This is a genomic window from Arthrobacter sp. D1-17 (assembly GCF_054130535.1).
Map to the genome: position 1 here is coordinate 3,616,759 of NZ_CP096382.1, position 16,840 is coordinate 3,633,598.

Below are 16,840 nucleotides of genomic sequence, written 5' to 3' on the forward strand. Positions count from 1 at the left end.
GCATGAGTAAGAATGGAACATGCGGAACTTCCCCAGGGAATTGCAGGCGGAGATCCGGCGGACGTTAAGCGGCAGCCCTGATGCGCCACCGGATTGGGCGGAAAAGTTCGCCCAGGGAAAGGATCCGGGCCTTTACCGCCCCGGTTCCGCCGTATGGGCTGTCCATCGTGGAATGCCCACCCTTGTTGCCGGCATCCGTGCCCTTCTGATGCAGACGCTGCACCCCGGAGTCCTCGCTGGCGTCCATGACCATTCGAACTTCCAGGAAGACACCCTCGGCCGGCTGGTCAGGACCACCCGCTGGATCCATGCAGTGACGTACGGCTCTACGGCCGATGCCCGTGCCGCGACCAACGCAGTGCTCCGAATTCACGAGTCCGTGCGCGGACAGTACGTTGACGGAGCGGGTGTCGCCCGGGATTACTCGGCCAACGATCCGGAGCTGCTCCGATGGGTGCACGTTGCATTCACGGACTCATTCCTGGCGGTGCACCGCAGGTGGGGAGGACGCATTCCCGGAGGACCGGACGCCTATGTCCGTGAATGGGCCGAGGCTGGCCGCCTGATGGGCATAGAATCGCCACCGCTCCGGGAAGCCGATCTGGCCCAGGAACTGGAGGCCTGGTATGCAGCTGGGGCCTTGCGTGCGGACGAAAGGGTGGCCGAGACGGTAGCCTTTATCCGCAATCCGCCGCTGCATCCATGGCTGTTGCCCGGCTACCGGATCCTTTTTGCCGCCGCGGTGCGGAGTCTGGAGCCCAAGTACCGGGAGATGCTGGGGCTGCGGAATGCGCACATTGGCCCATTACCGCTTCCCGTGGGGCTGGCAACAAGGGCAACACTCGCCGTCGTACGTCTTGCCTTGGGCCCGATGGGGCCGAGCGAGCGCGCCGCGCGGAAACGGCTCCGGAGGTTGGGAGTGGCCTGAGCCGAGAAACCGGGAGCAACCGCCCCGACCGCTGCCGGACAGCAGGAAACCCGGTTCCGAGTGAATCGGAACCGGGTTTCCGGTGGCGGAGAATGGGGGATTTGAACCCCCGAGGGCGTTAACCCAACACGCGTTCCAGGCGTGCGCCATAGGCCGCTAGGCGAATTCTCCAGTTGCTTCTGAACCAAAAGCAGATACTAGAATACCCGAACTTTCCCGCATCGCCCAATTGAGGGTTTTCACCCTGAAAATTCGGCGTATTTCCAAGGCAGTGACGGTTAGGCACATGGGCAATGCATATGGCTGGCAGGATAGAGCCATGCCGCAGCTGCACGCCCTGGTCGTCTATGTTCCCGAGTCACACCTGGACCCCGTTCTTGCCGCGATGGGAGACGCCGGTGCAGGGCGGGTGGGTGAATACTCACACTGTTCCTTCACCTCGTCGGGCACCGGCCGGTTCACTCCCCTGGCTGGCTCCAACCCATTCATCGGCGCACAGGATGTTCCCGAGCAGGTGGCTGAAGTGCGTGTTGAGTGCGTGGTTGAGGATGAGCTGCTCGATGCCGTGGTCCGCGCCCTCCGGGCCGTCCACCCGTACGAAGAACCCGCCTTCATGAGCTGGCCGGTGAACGGGCACCGGCAGCAGCCAGAGAGCATGGTCTGAGTACGGGACTGCCCGATTCGAGGCGCGGCGAAACTTCGGGTAAAGTATCTGACGGCCCCTCATGTGGCGTCATCCTGTTGAACTCCCCCAGGACCGGAAGGTAGCAAGGGTAGACGGGCTCTGGCGGGTGCATGGGGGGTCTTTTATGTCAGCCCCGATTGGTAGGGTTTTCCTGTGACTGTTACTACCGCCCTGTACCGCAGATACCGCCCCGATTCGTTCGCGGACGTTATCGGGCAGGAACATGTCACCGAGCCGCTGATGACCGCCCTGCGCAAGAATCGCGTGAACCACGCGTACTTGTTTTCCGGCCCCCGCGGCTGTGGCAAGACCACCTCTGCCCGCATCCTTGCGCGCTGCCTCAACTGCGCAAAAGGCCCCACGGACACCCCCTGCGGTGTGTGCCTGAGCTGCATTGAGCTCGCCCGCGGCGGCGCCGGTTCCCTCGATGTCATCGAGATTGACGCCGCCAGCCACGGCGGCGTGGACGATGCCCGTGACCTCCGCGAACGCGCCACTTACGCCCCGGTCCGGGACCGCTACAAGATCTTCATTATTGACGAGGCCCATATGGTCACCTCGGCAGGCTTCAACGCCCTTCTGAAGATCGTCGAAGAACCGCCGGAACACATCAAGTTCATCTTTGCCACCACGGAGCCAGACAAGGTCATCGGGACGATCCGGTCCCGCACGCATCACTACCCATTCCGGCTGGTGCCGCCCGAGCCGCTCATGGCCTACCTTCAGCTTCTGTGCCAGCAGGAGAATGTCCCCGTTGCCCCGGGCGTGCTGTCGCTCGTCATCCGCGCCGGTGCAGGTTCCGTTCGTGATTCGCTGTCGGTGCTCGATCAGCTCATGGCGGGCGCCGGGCCGAACGGCCTGGACTACGAACTGGCCGTTGCGCTGCTTGGCTACACCCACGCTTCACTGCTGGATGATGTTGTTGAAGCGATCGCCGCATCCGACTCCGCCACCGTCTTCCGGGCAGTGGACAGGGTCATCCAGACTGGACATGATCCCCGCCGTTTCGTGGAGGACCTCCTCGAACGGTTCCGGGACCTCATCATCGTTCAGGCCATGCCCGAGAGTGCCCAATCGATCCTTCGGGGCATGCCGGCCGACCAAATCGCGCGGATGCAGAACCAGGCGCACAATCTGGGTGCCGCCGAGCTGTCCCGCGCTGCTGACGTCACCAACACCGCGCTCACGGAGATGACAGGCGCAACCTCTCCCCGGCTGCACCTTGAGCTGCTCTGTGCCCGCATCCTGCTGCCCAGCGCTGAACAGACCGAGCGGGGCATTGCCGCACGCATCGACCGCGTGGAGCGGAGACTGAATTACGCAGGGAACGACGTCGGCGCTCCGGCGGCCGCTGCTGCCGCACCCGTCGCTGCCCGCCCCGCCGCAGTTGCACCGTCTGATGCTGCGGCGGCTGTTGCCCCGCCCGCCACTGCTGCACCTGCCGCCCCAGCACCCGTTATCCCGGCACCTGTTGCCCCGGCGCCTGTTAACTCCGGGCAGCCCAGCTCCGTGCCGGACACCTCGATGCCAGATGCTTCAGGTCCAGCTCCAGCTGTCAGCGCACCGGTTGCCGGACCCCCAGCTGCCGTTCCGGCGGGCGTTCCGATGCAGCGGCCAGCCATGGCAGCGCCGCGGATCAGCACCAGTGACTGGCCTGTGGACGAACGGCAGCCGGGCGCAGGCAGGCCTGCGCCCGAGCCCGTCGTCGGCAGCGGCCGGGAGTCCACACCGCCCCTCCACGCCGGCACGCAAGGACAGTCGGAGCGGCCGGCTGAAGCGACGCAGCGGCCAGCCGCGGAATCGGCACCCCGCCAGGCCCAGCCTGATCAGCCTGCTTCTGCACAGCCGGAAGGCCGCTCCGCTTCCACCGGCGCACCTGCCCCTGTCCCCGCCGCCCCTCCCGCGCATGCTGGAGGAGGCGACGTGGAGGTGATGCGCCGTGCATGGCCGGAGATCCTGCAGACCCTGGCGAAGATCAAGCGCAGCACGTGGGCTCTCGTGGAACCGAACGCCCAGGTTGGCCAGTTCGACGGCCAGGTGCTGACACTGGTCTTCACCACCTCGGGGCTGGCCGGTGCCTTCGGCCGGGCTGATCACTCCGAGAACCTGCGCCAGGCGATCCACAAGACCATCGGCATCGATTGCCAGATCACTGCGAAGGCAAGCGCTTCCAACACCCCCGCGAGCTCTGACCCAAACCCAAAAGGCCCTACTAGCCGGGACATTCCCGCGCCCACCACGGACGCGGACTGGGGACTGGCCCCGGCCGTCACTGGCTCCACAGGGGGAAGTGCTTCCGGGCCCCAAAGGGACGACGTACCTCCTCCCCCAGGACCCCGCCCTGCCCGAGAGCCCGCGACAGCACGGGAACACAGAGCAGGTTCCTCTGCTGTGGCTGCTTCCCGCCCCGCGTCTGCTTCGGTGGCGGCGGCTGAGCCGCGTCGTGCACTTGCAGGTGAACCTCCCGCGTATGCAGGTGAACCGGCCCATATTAGCCATGGCGGTTCCTACTCCTACCCTGACGACGATTGGGGCCCGCCCCTCGACGAGGACGCACCCCCGCTGGATGAAGAACCGCCTATGGACTGGGAACCGCGCCCCCGTCAGGAAGCCCGCACTGTCTCCCAGCCCGCTGATGCATCCCGCCCCGTCCCTGCCTCCGCCCGGGATAGCGGATTAGCCAGGCCGGCAACGGATGCCTCCGCTGACCCCTGGTCGCGGGCTGTGGAGCAGGCTCCGGGCGTGTGGCTCCTGGGTTCCGAAAGCAACGTGGGCAAGTACGGGGGCCACCCTGAACTAGAGCCGCAAACCCCGGCCGCTCCGAGATATGAACCCGCAACGGCCCAGCTTCCGCCTGAGACCGGACCGGCGGGTACTGGGTCGCCGGCCCTGGGGCGTCCTGCTGCCGCCCCGGCCACGGGCACTCAGCACATGCCGGCCCCAGTCCAGCTTGGGGAGCCAGTCCAGCTTGGGGAGCCAGTCCAGCCTGGGGAGCCCGTCCAGCCTGGGGAGCCCGTCCAGCCTGTGGAGCCGGCATGGGAAACCCGGGAGTTCGCGCCCGCCTATGCAATGGCATCCGCACCTGCCCCTGGGCCGGGTGAAGCGGCGCTCGTACCCAGTGCAGCGCCGTCCGGCCGCCCGCACCTTGCACCCACCAAGGTGACGGCTGTTGGAGCTGCACCGGCGGGGGCCCCGACAGCCGCCACGGACACTGCCGCGGCCACCAGGACCGCTCCAGGCACGGGTACTGCGGCCCTCGCGGCGCCGGCCGCAGGCAAGGAAAAACTGAGCCTTTACCAGCGGCTGTCCAACAGCGCCGAGGCTGAAGCAGGGCGGGCCAAAGCGCCCAGCCGTCAAGCGGAGTCTGCCGTCCCGCATCCCCAGGACATTCCCAGCGCCGATGACGAGACCATCGAGGAATCGGGCGTGTTTGGGAGGGCTGCTGTTGAGCGTATTCTGGGCGGAAAGCTGATCGACGAGCGGTCGCTGGACGGAAGCCCGCTTGTGCCCCGCTACTAGGCATCGCGAAGCTCGAACTGTTAAGCCGCACCGCGAAGCCCAAACTATTAAAACGAGGACATTGTGTACGAGGGTGCAGTTCAAGAGCTGATCGACGAGCTCGGACGCCTGCCGGGTGTCGGGCCGAAGTCAGCCCAGAGGCTGGCCTTCCACATCCTGGAGGCCGACCCGCAGGATATGAGGCGGCTTGTTGACGCCATCACCACCGTCAAGGACCGCGTGAAGTTCTGTACTGTATGCGGCAACGTTACGGAGCAGGAACTCTGCAACATTTGCCGGGATGCCCGCCGGGACCCTTCCGTCATCTGCGTGGTGGAGGAGTCGAAGGACGTTCTTGCGGTGGAGCGTACCCGTTCGTTCCGCGGCCGATACCACGTGCTTGGCGGCGCCATAAACCCCATTGCGGGCATAGGCCCTGAGCAGCTGCGGATCCGCGAGCTGCTGACAAGGCTCAACGACGGCGCCATCCAGGAAATCATCATCGCCACGGACCCGAACCTGGAGGGTGAGGCGACGGCCACATACCTGGCCCGGATGCTGAAGTCCATCGGCATTACCGTGACGCGGCTGGCGTCCGGACTCCCGGTCGGCGGAGACCTCGAGTACGCCGACGAAGTCACGCTCGGCCGTGCTTTCGAGGGCCGGCGCAACGCCTTGGGCTGAGCCGTTCAGGGTCACAATTCCACGCCCTGGCCGGGGCGGCGATAAACTGTCCCCATCAGCTACGCCGTCGTGCCGCAAGGCCGCCAGGCCTCCAGAACTCCGATTGATCCAGTGAGGGTGCACGCATGAGTATGCCCAGTACCGATGTGAAGACTGAACAGCAGCCGCAGGAGCTTGCCGTTAACCCGGCCTCCACCGCCCAGCTCATTGTGCAGAAGTTTGGTGGTTCCTCGGTAGCCGATGCTGAAGGTATCAGGCGTGTTGCCAGACGTGTTGTGGACGCCCAGAAAGCCGGCAACGAGGTTGTTGTTGTGGTCTCGGCGATGGGTGACACCACCGACGAACTGCTGGACCTCGCCGCGCAGGTCACCAATTCCGCCCCGGCACGCGAGATGGACATGCTTCTGTCCGCCGGCGAACGCATTTCCATGGCCCTGCTGGCCATGGCGATCAACAAGTTCGGCGCCTCCGCCCAGTCCTTCACCGGTTCCCAGGCCGGCATGATCACTGACGGCATCCACGGCAAGGCCCGCATCATCGACGTGGACCCGCACCGGATCCGGACGGCTCTGGACAAGGGCCACATCGCCATCGTCGCCGGCTTCCAGGGCATGAGCCGCACCACCAACGAGATCACCACCCTGGGCCGCGGCGGTTCTGACACCACGGCAGTGGCCTTGGCCGCAGCGCTGGACGCCGATGTGTGCGAGATCTACACAGACGTGGACGGCATCTTCACCGCCGATCCGCGTGTGGTTCCCTCGGCGCAGAAAATCGACCGTATCTCCAGCGAGGAAATGCTGGAACTTGCTGCGTCCGGCGCCAAGATCCTTCACCTGCGCTGCGTCGAGTACGCCCGCCGGTTTGGTGTGCCGCTGCACGTCCGTTCTTCATTCAGCCAGCACGAAGGCACCTGGGTCATCCCCGGCGCCGACGACAAGATCAAGACTCAAGAGGGAGTTGCCTTGGAGCAGCCAATCATCTCCGGCGTTGCACACGACCGTTCCGAAGCGAAGGTGACCGTTGTCGGCGTTCCCGACATCCCCGGTAAGGCTGCCGCCATCTTCCAGGTCATCGCCGATGCGCACTCGAACATCGACATGATCGTGCAGAACGTCTCGACGCACGGGACCGGCCGTACGGACATCTCCTTCACCCTGCCCATCGTCGAAGGCGCCGACGCACTCGCTGCCCTCCGTGCCGCTGAGGCCGAGATCGGCTTCGAAAGCATCGAATACAACGAGCAGATCGGCAAGCTGTCCCTGATCGGCGCCGGAATGAGGTCACACCCCGGTGTATCGGCAACGTTCTTCAAGGCGCTTTCCGACGCCGGCATTAACATCAACATGATTTCCACCTCGGAGATCCGCATCTCTGTCGTCACCCACGCGGACCTGCTGGACGAGGCGGTGCGCGTCATCCACAAAGCGTTTGACCTGGACAGCGAAGCAGAGGCCACCGTTTACGGCGGCACGGGCCGCTAACCCACGTCGGCCAAACCACAGCAGATCAAAGCAGCAAGGAAAGCGGCCGCCAGCCTGGGAATCCAGGCTGGCGGCCGCTTTTAGTCTAAACGCTAAGTTTTCCTACTCGAGATACTTCAGGTCGCTCTTGCGTATTGCGTAGTGGTGGCCTTCGGAGTCAGTCTCGACTTCGAACTGCGCCAGCTCTTCCTCCGAGGCATGCTCGAAGTCATCGTGCAAGTGAACCACAGGCGTAGAAGAGTCACCCACCGCGGCCGGGCCGAAGATGAACCGCAGCCTGTCGGTCAGGTTCATGAAGCCAGAAACTACATGTGCCACAAGTCCCACCTCCTTCCCTGAACGAAGGTAGAGGAAATGCTCCGACTTCCGGTGCCCTCATTTTACGCCCGCGGGGCGAAAAAGGCGCGGGCGGTTCGGCTAGCGAAGGGATTTATCGTCCGGGTCACGGGGCACTACGTAGGTGCTGCCGTCCGGGCGCTGGACCGTTTCCCACTGGCGGGTTTCCGCCTGGCGCTGGGCGAGCAGCCGGCGGTTTTCTTCGGTCATGTCGTGTCCCAGTGCGCTCCGGTTTGCCGGGCCGAAAATCGCCCTCAGCTTGCCCGTAGTGCGCATGAAGCGCTGTGCTGCATTCTCTTTTGCCAAGGTGTCCACTTCTCCGTATGAACTCTGCTGAAGCCAACTGCCATGAAGCCCGCGGCCATGATCAACGATACACTAATTGTTAGTACCCTAACGATCGAAGGAACATCATGAATGCCCCCACAGACCAGGCAACGAAGCAGGCAGTGACTGTCCAAGCAGTGACGGCCCACGCCACAAGTGAACCTGGTGCAAGGGAACCTGACGCAACTGAACCCGGCGCATCGGCTGCCAGCGGCAACGCCGACGCTTCTGCGGCCGACAGCGACCTCCTGCTGGAGCGGCAGCTTTGTTTTGCACTGACCGTGGCTTCGCGCAGCGTCGTGGGTGCCTACAAGCCTGTGCTGGAACGGATGGGCCTCACACATCCGCAGTACCTGGTCATGCTGTGCCTGTGGGAAAACAGCCCCCGCACCGTGCGGGAGATCAGCGAAGCGCTCGCCCAGGAGCCCGCCACCATCTCCCCGCTGCTTCGAAGGCTGGAAAGTGCCGGACTCATCACGCGGCGCCGCGTGGAAGGGAACGAACGAGCCCTGGCTGTAGCCCTCACCCCTGCTGGAGCATCACTCCGTCAGCAGGCGACATCGGTGCCGGGCACGATGATGGCCAGGCTCGGCCTGACCCGGAAACAGGTGGAGGACCTGCACCGCACAATGATGGACCTCATCGCCGCCACGACCGACCGCCCCAACTGAACCCGCAACGCCGACTGCACACTTCCGTCGCATTGCACACTTCCGTCGCACTGCACAGTTCCGCCGTACTGCAGCAAGCCATACTGCAGAAAGCGGTGCAGTCCGGGAAGCGCACGACGCCGGTACTCACCAGATCTGGTGAGTACCGGCGTCGTGCGTTATTTCGTTCTGCTGCCTCAAGCGGTGACGTTCAGATGTTCCGGACTACGGGGCGGCCACAGGCCGCACCGCAACCGGCGAGCGCACGCTGTTTTCGGATGAAGTCCACGTCAGCGAGCCCGTTGCGTAGGTGTTTAGTGGAGCTCCCGCGGTTGTGAAGGTGACGGTGAAGACGGCGCTCTCCCCCGCCTTCAGGGTCAGCTCGGCCGGGCTGACGGTGGTCTGGACACCGGGAACGTCAACGGTGGCCCGGTAGGTCCCGGCCTCCACCGCCGTGACGGCCCGGGTAACCACCTGGCTGCGGACCAGGGAGCCCAGGGCGATCGACGGCACGTTGACGTCCTTGGCAGCCAGCGGCTCGATTCCCAGGTCAACCCCCTGGCCCTGAAGGAAGGCGAGCCAGTCGCCGGGGCCGGCATCGTACACCAGGCCTGGTGTCGCGAACCTGGTGGGATTCACATGGCCTGCGCCTTGGGCAAAGACGTCGTGAACCTTCGCTCCATCCGCATTCACGAGGTCGTACGCGGTGGTCATGATCGCCGACTTAACCGCAGCCGGAGACCACTGCGGGAACTTGCCCAGCAGCAGGGCTCCGGATCCTGCCACATGCGGCGCGGCCATGGAGGTTCCGGACATGAAGCCAAACTTCTCGCCCTTGAAGCCGATCGGCGAAACAGCAGCAAGGACAGCGACGCCCGGTGCCGTAACATCGGGCTTCAGCAGGTCGCCGCCGGCCGCCAGAGTCGGGCCCCGGGATGAGAATGCAGCGATCTGCGGCACCGGGGGAAGCGCGGCGCCGGTGGTGTCCTTCATTCTCAGGTTCGCTGTCAGCCCGGGGGTGGCTGCCACAGCTTCCTTGACGCTGGGATCCCCTACATGGACAGTGGGGACGCTGTGCATGTCGGTATCAAGCGAGCCTGGCACCACGTTGACGAGCACCATGCCCACGCCACCGGCGCGCTGCACCTCGGCGCTCTTGTCGACCCGGGGAATTATGCCGCGATCACACACGACGATCTTGCCTGCAGCCTTGGCCGGATCAAGCGAGTTCGGGACACAGAGGGCAGCGTCCGCATCAGCGGCTGCCGCCGCCTTGACGGCCAGCGCCAGAACGATCGGCTTCGCGGTCACCTCTTGGCTCATCACGCTCGCTCCGGCGAACTTCTTGCCGTCGGACAGCTCAACTGTGCCACGGAGCGTACTGTCGAACGTCGAAGCTGCGACGCTGGTGACCCAGGGGCCGGCGTGGTTCACGGTGCTGGCGCCGGGGCCTTCATTGCCGGCGGACGCTGAAACGAAAACGCCTGCCGCTGCTGCATTGAGGAAGGCGAGGGAGACCGGATCGACGGTGGTCTTGGTGTTCCCTGAGATGGAGAAATTGATCACGTCCACCCCGTCCAGGACGGCATCCTGAATCGCCTGCATGATGTCCGATTCCAGGCACCCGGTGGTCGCCGGGGTGGCGCCCTCCCAGCAAACCTTGTACACGGCGATCTTGGCTGCCGGCGCTACGCCGGAACTGATGCCAAAGTCGCGTCCGCCCGCCGTCTGGGCTATGTCGCTGTTTCCGGCTGCGGTGCTGGCCGTGTGGGAACCGTGCCCGTGAATGTCCACCGGCGAGAACAGCTCGAGCGGTGACCTCTGGTCCGGCGGGACGATGGCCTTGTAGCCCTCACCGTAATAACGGGCACCGATCACCTTGCTGTTGCACTCAGTCCCCTCGAACCCTTCACCCTTGACGCAGTCCCCAACGAACGTCCCGCCGTCGGCCTTGCGCATGGCGATGACGTTGCCCTGCAGGTGGTACGGCCTGCCGATCTTTGGGGTGCCCGAGAGCGGCGGAACGGTATCGCCGGTGAAGAACGGATTGTTCGGGGAATACCCGGTATCCAGGACACCGACAACAACGCCCCTGCCGGCGCCCTCCTTGCCGTCGAACTGATCCCTCCAGACCCCTTGCCGCCCTGGGAGCCCAAGAAAATCGGTACTGGAGTAGTCCGGCTTGAGCAGCCTGTCCGGAACCACGGCGAGCACTCCCCGGTCCCCGGCGAGTTGCTTCGCCTGTTCGCCCGAGAGGGCGGCGCTGAACCCGTTGAGAGCCAGTGTGAAGCTCCGGTCGATCTTCACGCCCTTTGCGGTTGCCGCCTGCCGCTGCTTCGTTTTAAGGTGCGCGTCGTATTTGCGGGAGTTGGGCCCGGACGGGTCCAGCTTCTTTCCCTTCGGAGCGGCGGTGCCGGGAATGCCGGGAACACCTCCTGAGTAGGTGGCCAGCGGCTTATCCTTGAGCATCACGATGTACCGGCCGTCGTCGAAGGCGGTTTGGCCGGCGGATGGTCCAGGTGCTGCTGGCGCCGGAGCAGCCAGCCCCTGACCAATAACCAAGGCAAGGCCGACAGCGAGGACGGCGGGCAGCCGGCGGCGGGTTTTCGGGCGGGAGGATGTTTGCTGGGTGGTCATGGGGAGATGCCTTCCTTGGTTCTTGGACCTGCAGACCTTCGGTCCCACGAACTGGACGCTCTGCCCCCCATGGGCGTCATCACTCTTAGGTTGTAACCGCGCACCCGTCAATGTCAGAAAGATACCGCGGACGCCGCCAAGAATCGATACCCTTCCGTTAGCTATTGCCGGATACCGTTACCCGGCCGTTCCGGACCGCAGGAGGGGCCGACGATAGAATGGGAAAAAATTGAGGAGACCCGGCATGCGTAAGCAATTCCTTTCTGTGCTGCTCGCCCTCGGAGCGATGGGCGGACTGGCCGCGTGCACGCCCGGCACCGGGACCGGTGAGCCCACCGCCACGACCGGAACCGCCAGTGAATCCCCCGCATCCCCGGGTTCAGCCACCACCCCGGCAGAACCGGAGAACACGCAGCCCGGCACTGCGGCCCCGGCCACCACAACATCTGGCACCACGCCCCCGGACGCGGAGACAACTGATCCCGCCCCGGCACCGCCGGCGCCGGCACCGCTGCCATCCGGGCCAGGGAAGGGTGATGCCGAGCTCGCCATCACCGTCAAACCCACCCAGGACGGTACCGCTGTCAATTACACACTCGTCTGCAAGGACGGTGCCCCGGCTGCAGAAAGCCAGCACCCCGGTGCCGCCGCCGCATGCGCTGCACTGAAGGAGAACGCCGCGATCCTCAACGTACCCGGACCCCGCAAGGACGTCTCGTGCACCCAGCAGTACGGCGGACCCCAGGTTGCCACAGTCACCGGCCTGGTCGACGGCATTCCTGTCGAGACAACCTTCATGTTGCGCAACGGCTGCGAAATCGGCGCCTGGAATGCGGCGAAGGATGTCCTTGGCTCTGCCAGTGGGGCCGTCTAAGCCCGTGCCCGTTGAAAGGCCCATGATGCACACCCGGCCCCTGGTGCTGCCCGCCGCCGCCTGGCAGGAGCGGGAACGCGCGCATGCGGACCGCGTACGGCGCTACAGCGATCCCTACCTGGCGCGCCGGTCCGCGGGCCGGAAGCATCCGGTGGAGGACTTCCTCTTCACTTACTACACCCAGAAGCCCGGCCAGCTGTTGCGTTGGCATCCGGGCGACGGCGTTGTGCTCACCGGAGCGGAGGCGGGACAGCGCAGTGGCTGGAAGTACTACCGCATGCTCGACGGCGACGAACTCGCCTCATGCGAGGTTCCGCACGGCGGCACCGCCGTGACCCTCGACCGGGAGGCTTTTCTTGACGCACGCCGTGCGGCACTCGTTTTTGCCCAGGTCATCCTGGCGGGTACTGCCGCACGTCCGGCGCAGTTCGGCTGCTTCGGCCTGCACGAGTGGGCGATGGTGTACCGCCAGGACAAGTTTGAGCTCCGGCATGAATACCTGAAGCTGCGGCTGGGTGGAGCCGGCACGGACAAGGTTGTCGAGGATAACCGGATCCGCTGCTCGCACTTTGACGCCTTCCGCTTCTACACCCCGGATGCGGTTCCACTCAATGAGCTCTCCCCCAGCCGGGAGAACCAGCGCAGCCTTGAGCAGCCGGGCTGCCTGCATGCGAACATGGACCTGTACAAGTGGGCCTATAAGCTTTCCCCGGCCCTGCCGAGTGAATTGGTCATGGACTGCTTTGAACTTTCGTGGCGTGTCCGGGCCATGGACATGCAGGCCTCTCCCTATGACCTTGAGGACTGGGGGTACCCGCCACTCAGGATCGAGACCGCCGAGGGCAAGGCCGCCTATGTTGAGCAACAGCGGGCCTTCTCCGCTGAAGCCCAGGTACTGCGCGGCAGGCTGCTGGCGGCGCTCGCTCCGCTCTTTGAGTCGTCGGGTGCTGACGGAGCCATAACGGAGCCCCCATGACACCTGCCGAGCACGCCGCCCCTGACCGTGAACTCGATCTGACGGTCTCCCTGACGGAGGCGCCGGGCGCACCCGAGCGTGTCTTCCGGCTGACGCGTCATGCCGGCGGGCCGGTTGAATCAGACCTGCCGGATCCCGCGGGTGCCGTTGCCGCCGTCGAGCGCTTCGGGGAGGGGATCTTCTTTCCCGCACCGGGACCTCCTATGCTCTGCACCCAGCAATATGGCGGCCCGCAGGTTGCCGTGGTGACCGGAACGTTCGGCGCCAGGCAGGTACATTGCCGGTTCTCGCTGACGGACGGCTGCGAAATAGCCCGGTGGCACGCCCTTTCTCCGCTGCTCGGTGGCATTTCCGGATCAACCGGCGCCATCTGAGGAGATGACGCACGCAGCGGTTCCGGAAACACGTTATTCTACACGCGGCGTTAAACGACAGTAAGACGGCAGTGGCCGCCGGTGATGCACCGCCGGCCACTGCAGCAGGGGTTCCGCGTGAACCCGGTTCCGCGACCTTCCTAAATCTCGACCTTCCTAAATGGAGTTATCCGGAGACCTTTTCAGGTCCTCATTCTGGACCTTCCCCTGGTTCTCCTGATTCTTCGGATCCGCCGAAGAAGCCGGCGGAACTCCAGGCGTGCCGGCGGGGGCCACCACCACATTCACGAACGTAGGCGCGCTGGCACCGGCGAACGTGATCCTGCCGATGTAGGAACCCGGGGCGAGGTTGCTCCATGTCAAGGTAAGCGCGCCGGCAGCGCCGTTGGCCAGGCGGACGGGGTCCGGACTGACCGTGGCGTTGCCTACGTTTGCGCCAAGGACAGCGGCGTCAACTGACGCGCCGGTGGCTTGGCCGTTGGGGCTGTCGTACAGATTCACGAACATCCGGTACGTTCCCGGGGCCGGGTTCGGGATGGAGACCGATTCGCTGGCCGCGGCCGTTGCCGCGACTATTCCCTGTCCGCTCGGGGTGATGACCACCATGTCGAAGTCAGCGCTTTCGTCTGCGGAAAACACGGAAAGTTTTGCCAGCGGGGACCCTGCCGGCACCTGCACCGTCTTGACGAAGTTGGAGGCGTCGGGCTCATACCGGAACGGCCCCGGAACCAGTTCAATGGAAGAGGAATCCGCCTTGGACAGCCCGTCGAGTGTCACGTCGGTCGGTGAGCCTGAGCCGGAAACGATGCTGACGTTTCCGGACCCGTTGCCTCCTTCAGACGTGAACGTGACGTTCTTGGGTGCCACAACTGATTGCGGCCGCACCGCAATCGGGGAGGCAACGGTCTTGTTCGCCCCCTGCCAGGTCAACGATCCCATGGCGAACTGTCCTAAGGTTGCGCTTTGGTTCTCGAAGGAGACCTTGAACGTGCGCTTTTCTCCGGCCGCATTGAAGGACAGGATGGACGGAGTCACGGTAACCTTCACGCCGGGTACTTTGGCAGTGGCCCGGTACACGCCCGGGTTCAGTGCTGTCACTGTGCGTGTCACCTCGATCCTGCCTGCAAGGTTTCCGAGGGAGAACGAAGGAGCGTTCATGTCCCGCGGCCTGGTGCTGCCAAGGCCCGGAATACCCAGGTCAACCCCGGTTCCCTGGATAAACCGGAGGTAGTCGTCGCCGTCGGCATCATAGACAAGGCCCGGATTCAGGATCCGGGCGGGATCAGCCTGCCCTGCGCCGGTGGCGTGGACATCCGTGTTCTTCGTGCCGTCAGCAAGCTTTACAGCACCAGCAGTGGTCATCATGGCCGACTTCACGGCAGCCGGGGACCAAACCGGGTTCTTGCCCAGAATCAGCGCGCCGAAGCCGGCAACGTGGGGGGCCGCCATGGATGTTCCGGACATGAACCCGAAGGTGTCACCGCCGGCACCGATCGGCGAAACGCCGGCCAGGACTGCCACGCCAGGAGCTGCAAGGTCGGGCTTGAGGAGGTCTGAGTCGGTGGCGATCAGCGGCCCCCGGGAAGAGAAGCCGGCGATCTGGGGCTGCGCTTCAACCGGCAGTCCGGTGGTGTCCTTGGCGACGAGAGAAACTGTGATGGCGGGATTCGCTGCCACCTTGGCCTTGATCTGCTCCGTCGCGGGCGGATTGACATGCACGGTGGGGACGGAGTGCTTGTCGGCGTCGAGGGACGAACTGGTCACATTGACCAGAATCATTCCGGCACCGCCACCACGTGCCACTTCCGCACTTTTAGCCACACGGTCGTATGTGCCGCGGTCACAAACCACAACCTTGCCGGAGATTTTTGCCGGGTCCAGCGAGCCGGGGCCGCACAGCCGCGGTGCCGGGTCCTGCCCGGAGCCTGCATCCCCGGCCAGGACCGCACCGGCGCCGGTGACTTCGCGGTTCATGATACTGGCGCCGCGGAACTTGCTCCCGTCGGAGAATTCGGCGGTGCCCTGCAGCTCTTGGGAGAAGGTGCTGGCGGCAACGGTGGTGACCCAGGGTTCTCCGTGGTTCACGGTGCTGGCGGCGGGGCCGGAGTTGCCTGCGGAAGCCGCAACAAAGATCCCTGCCGAGGCTGCGGAAAGGAACGCCAGGGATACCGGATCCGTCGTGGTCGATGTGGTTCCCGAGATGGAGTAGTTCAGGACGTCGACGCCGTCGAGCACGGCCTGGTTGATCGCATCGATTGCCGCGGAGGTGTAGCAGCCCCCGGTGGCCGGATCGTTGTCCTCCCAGCAGATCTTGTAAATGGAGAGCTTGGCGGCAGGCGCGATGCCGCTGGTGAGGCCGAAGTTCCGGCCATCGACGAAGGTCTCCACACTGGGGTTACCGGCAGCGGTGCTGGCGGTGTGGGTTCCGTGGCTGCCCACGTCCACCGGGGAAATCAGCTCTTCCGGCGCCCGGTCTGCCTTGTCAACAGTGTCTTCAAAGGCATCGGAGAAGTAGCGGGCGCTCAGGACCTTCGAATTGCAGGCCTTGCCGTCGAACCCCTCGCCTTTTTGGCACTCACCCTCGAAGGTGCTGCCGTCGGACTTCAGCATGGCAATACTTTTTCCGCTGCGGTAGGGAACGCCGACCTGCGGTTCCCCCTTGAGTGGCTGCACCTCCTGTCCCGCGAAGAAGGCGCTTGAGGGTGTGTACCCCGAATCAATGACTCCGACCACGACGCCCCTGCCGGCACCTTCCTGCCCGCCGAACTGCGTGTTCCAGGTGCCGCCGGGACCGCTGAGCTTGAGGAAATCGGTGGTGGAGTAGTCCGGTGCCCGCTGCGTGTCCGGCGCCACCGTCAGTACGCCCGGATCCTTCGCGAGGTTGGCGGCCTGGTCCGGCGTCAGTGCGGCACTGAATCCGTTCAGCGCCGCGGTGTACCTCGTGCGGATCTGTACGTTCTCCCTCTCGGCCAGCGCTGTCTGTTTGGCTTCGAGGTGCGCCTGGTATTTCTGCACGTCGCTCCGGGTCGCGTCCAGCTTCCGGCCCAACTCCGGTTTGGTGGCTGCAAAGCCCGGCTTACCGCCCTCGTAGGTGGCTGCGGGCTGGTCGGCCAGGACAATGATGTAGCGCCCCGCCGGGAATTCCTTTGGATCAACGGTTTTTTGCCGGGCGGCTTGAGCGATGCCAAACGCACTGTCCGGAGCCATGCCCTGGGTGGCAGCGGCCGGCGACGCGGCGCCGGATGAAAGGAGCAAAGGCAAACCAACACAAAGTGCGGCTGCTTTCCGGGCCCCCCGGCTTCGGAAGAAGCTCTTTCCTGCTGATTTCACGAGTGATCTGAACCTTTCATAAGGATCCGGTCCCGGCTGATGGCCGGGGCTCATGCG

13 protein-coding genes, 1 tRNA gene and 1 other RNA gene are annotated in these 16,840 nt (G+C 64.8%); 10 read left to right on the plus strand and 5 right to left on the minus strand.

The window, feature by feature from the left end; translation table 11 throughout:
* Nucleotides 1-19 precede the first annotated feature (19 nt).
* Nucleotides 20-928, plus strand: a complete 909-nt coding sequence (locus M1E01_RS16645; protein ID WP_457972632.1) for an oxygenase MpaB family protein — start codon at nucleotides 20-22, stop codon at nucleotides 926-928.
* A gap of 83 nt (nucleotides 929-1,011) precedes the next feature.
* Here M1E01_RS16645 and M1E01_RS16650 read toward each other — a convergent pair.
* Nucleotides 1,012-1,099 (minus strand) — tRNA-Ser (locus M1E01_RS16650).
* Between the two features lie 148 nt (nucleotides 1,100-1,247).
* On the opposite strand from M1E01_RS16650, the gene M1E01_RS16655 reads away from it, so the two are divergent.
* From M1E01_RS16655 to M1E01_RS16675, 5 genes are all read left to right on the plus strand, one after another.
* A complete protein-coding gene (locus tag M1E01_RS16655) occupies nucleotides 1,248-1,592 on the plus strand; it encodes a hypothetical protein (protein ID WP_457972633.1) in 345 nt (114 codons plus the stop codon).
* Between the two features lie 50 nt (nucleotides 1,593-1,642).
* An RNA gene (ffs, locus tag M1E01_RS16660) (signal recognition particle sRNA small type) lies at nucleotides 1,643-1,739 on the plus strand.
* A 27-nt stretch (nucleotides 1,740-1,766) separates the two neighbouring features.
* The gene (locus M1E01_RS16665; RefSeq protein WP_457972634.1) at nucleotides 1,767-5,132 is read left to right on the plus strand and encodes a DNA polymerase III subunit gamma and tau; all 3,366 of its coding nucleotides are present in this window, start codon (nucleotides 1,767-1,769) and stop codon (nucleotides 5,130-5,132) included.
* Nucleotides 5,133-5,195: 63 nt separating this feature from the next.
* Nucleotides 5,196-5,795, plus strand: a complete 600-nt coding sequence (recR, locus tag M1E01_RS16670; protein WP_457972635.1) for a recombination mediator RecR — start codon at nucleotides 5,196-5,198, stop codon at nucleotides 5,793-5,795.
* A 125-nt stretch (nucleotides 5,796-5,920) separates the two neighbouring features.
* Nucleotides 5,921-7,279 (plus strand): aspartate kinase, encoded by a 1,359-nt coding sequence (locus M1E01_RS16675; protein WP_457972636.1) that lies wholly within the window; start codon nucleotides 5,921-5,923, stop codon nucleotides 7,277-7,279.
* 102 nt (nucleotides 7,280-7,381) lie between these two features.
* Here M1E01_RS16675 and M1E01_RS16680 read toward each other — a convergent pair whose 3' ends face one another.
* On the minus strand, nucleotides 7,382-7,597 hold the full coding sequence (locus tag M1E01_RS16680; RefSeq protein WP_457972637.1) for a hypothetical protein: 216 nt from the start codon (nucleotides 7,595-7,597) through the stop codon (nucleotides 7,382-7,384).
* A gap of 99 nt (nucleotides 7,598-7,696) precedes the next feature.
* Nucleotides 7,697-7,891, minus strand: coding sequence for a hypothetical protein (locus tag M1E01_RS16685; protein ID WP_457975007.1), 195 nt, complete (start codon nucleotides 7,889-7,891; stop codon nucleotides 7,697-7,699).
* Nucleotides 7,892-8,028: 137 nt separating this feature from the next.
* On the opposite strand from M1E01_RS16685, the gene M1E01_RS16690 reads away from it, so the two are divergent.
* Nucleotides 8,029-8,613 carry a MarR family winged helix-turn-helix transcriptional regulator gene (locus tag M1E01_RS16690; protein ID WP_457972638.1) on the plus strand — a complete coding sequence of 195 codons (585 nt, stop codon included), beginning with the start codon at nucleotides 8,029-8,031 and terminating at the stop codon, nucleotides 8,611-8,613.
* Between the two features lie 204 nt (nucleotides 8,614-8,817).
* On the opposite strand, the gene M1E01_RS16695 is transcribed toward M1E01_RS16690, so the two are convergent.
* Entirely contained in the window at nucleotides 8,818-11,229 is a 2,412-nt protein-coding gene (locus tag M1E01_RS16695; protein WP_457972639.1) for a S8 family peptidase, read from the minus strand.
* 244 nt (nucleotides 11,230-11,473) lie between these two features.
* On the opposite strand from M1E01_RS16695, the gene M1E01_RS16700 reads away from it, so the two are divergent.
* The 3 genes from M1E01_RS16700 to M1E01_RS16710 are packed head-to-tail and all read left to right on the plus strand — an operon-like array spanning nucleotide 11,474 to nucleotide 13,453.
* Nucleotides 11,474-12,103: an SSI family serine proteinase inhibitor gene (locus M1E01_RS16700; protein WP_457972640.1), complete on the plus strand. Its 630-nt coding sequence runs from the start codon at nucleotides 11,474-11,476 to the stop codon at nucleotides 12,101-12,103.
* A gap of 22 nt (nucleotides 12,104-12,125) precedes the next feature.
* Nucleotides 12,126-13,079 (plus strand): 3-methyladenine DNA glycosylase, encoded by a 954-nt coding sequence (locus M1E01_RS16705; protein ID WP_457972641.1) that lies wholly within the window; start codon nucleotides 12,126-12,128, stop codon nucleotides 13,077-13,079.
* Nucleotides 13,076-13,453, plus strand: coding sequence for a serine protease inhibitor (locus M1E01_RS16710; protein ID WP_457972642.1), 378 nt, complete (start codon nucleotides 13,076-13,078; stop codon nucleotides 13,451-13,453). The genes M1E01_RS16705 and M1E01_RS16710 overlap by 4 nt, the downstream gene beginning before the upstream one ends.
* Before the next feature lie 156 nt (nucleotides 13,454-13,609).
* On the opposite strand, the gene M1E01_RS16715 is transcribed toward M1E01_RS16710, so the two are convergent.
* Complete coding sequence (locus tag M1E01_RS16715) at nucleotides 13,610-16,837, minus strand: S8 family serine peptidase (protein ID WP_457972643.1); 3,228 nt, start codon at nucleotides 16,835-16,837, stop codon at nucleotides 13,610-13,612.
* Nucleotides 16,838-16,840: the final 3 nt, after the last annotated feature.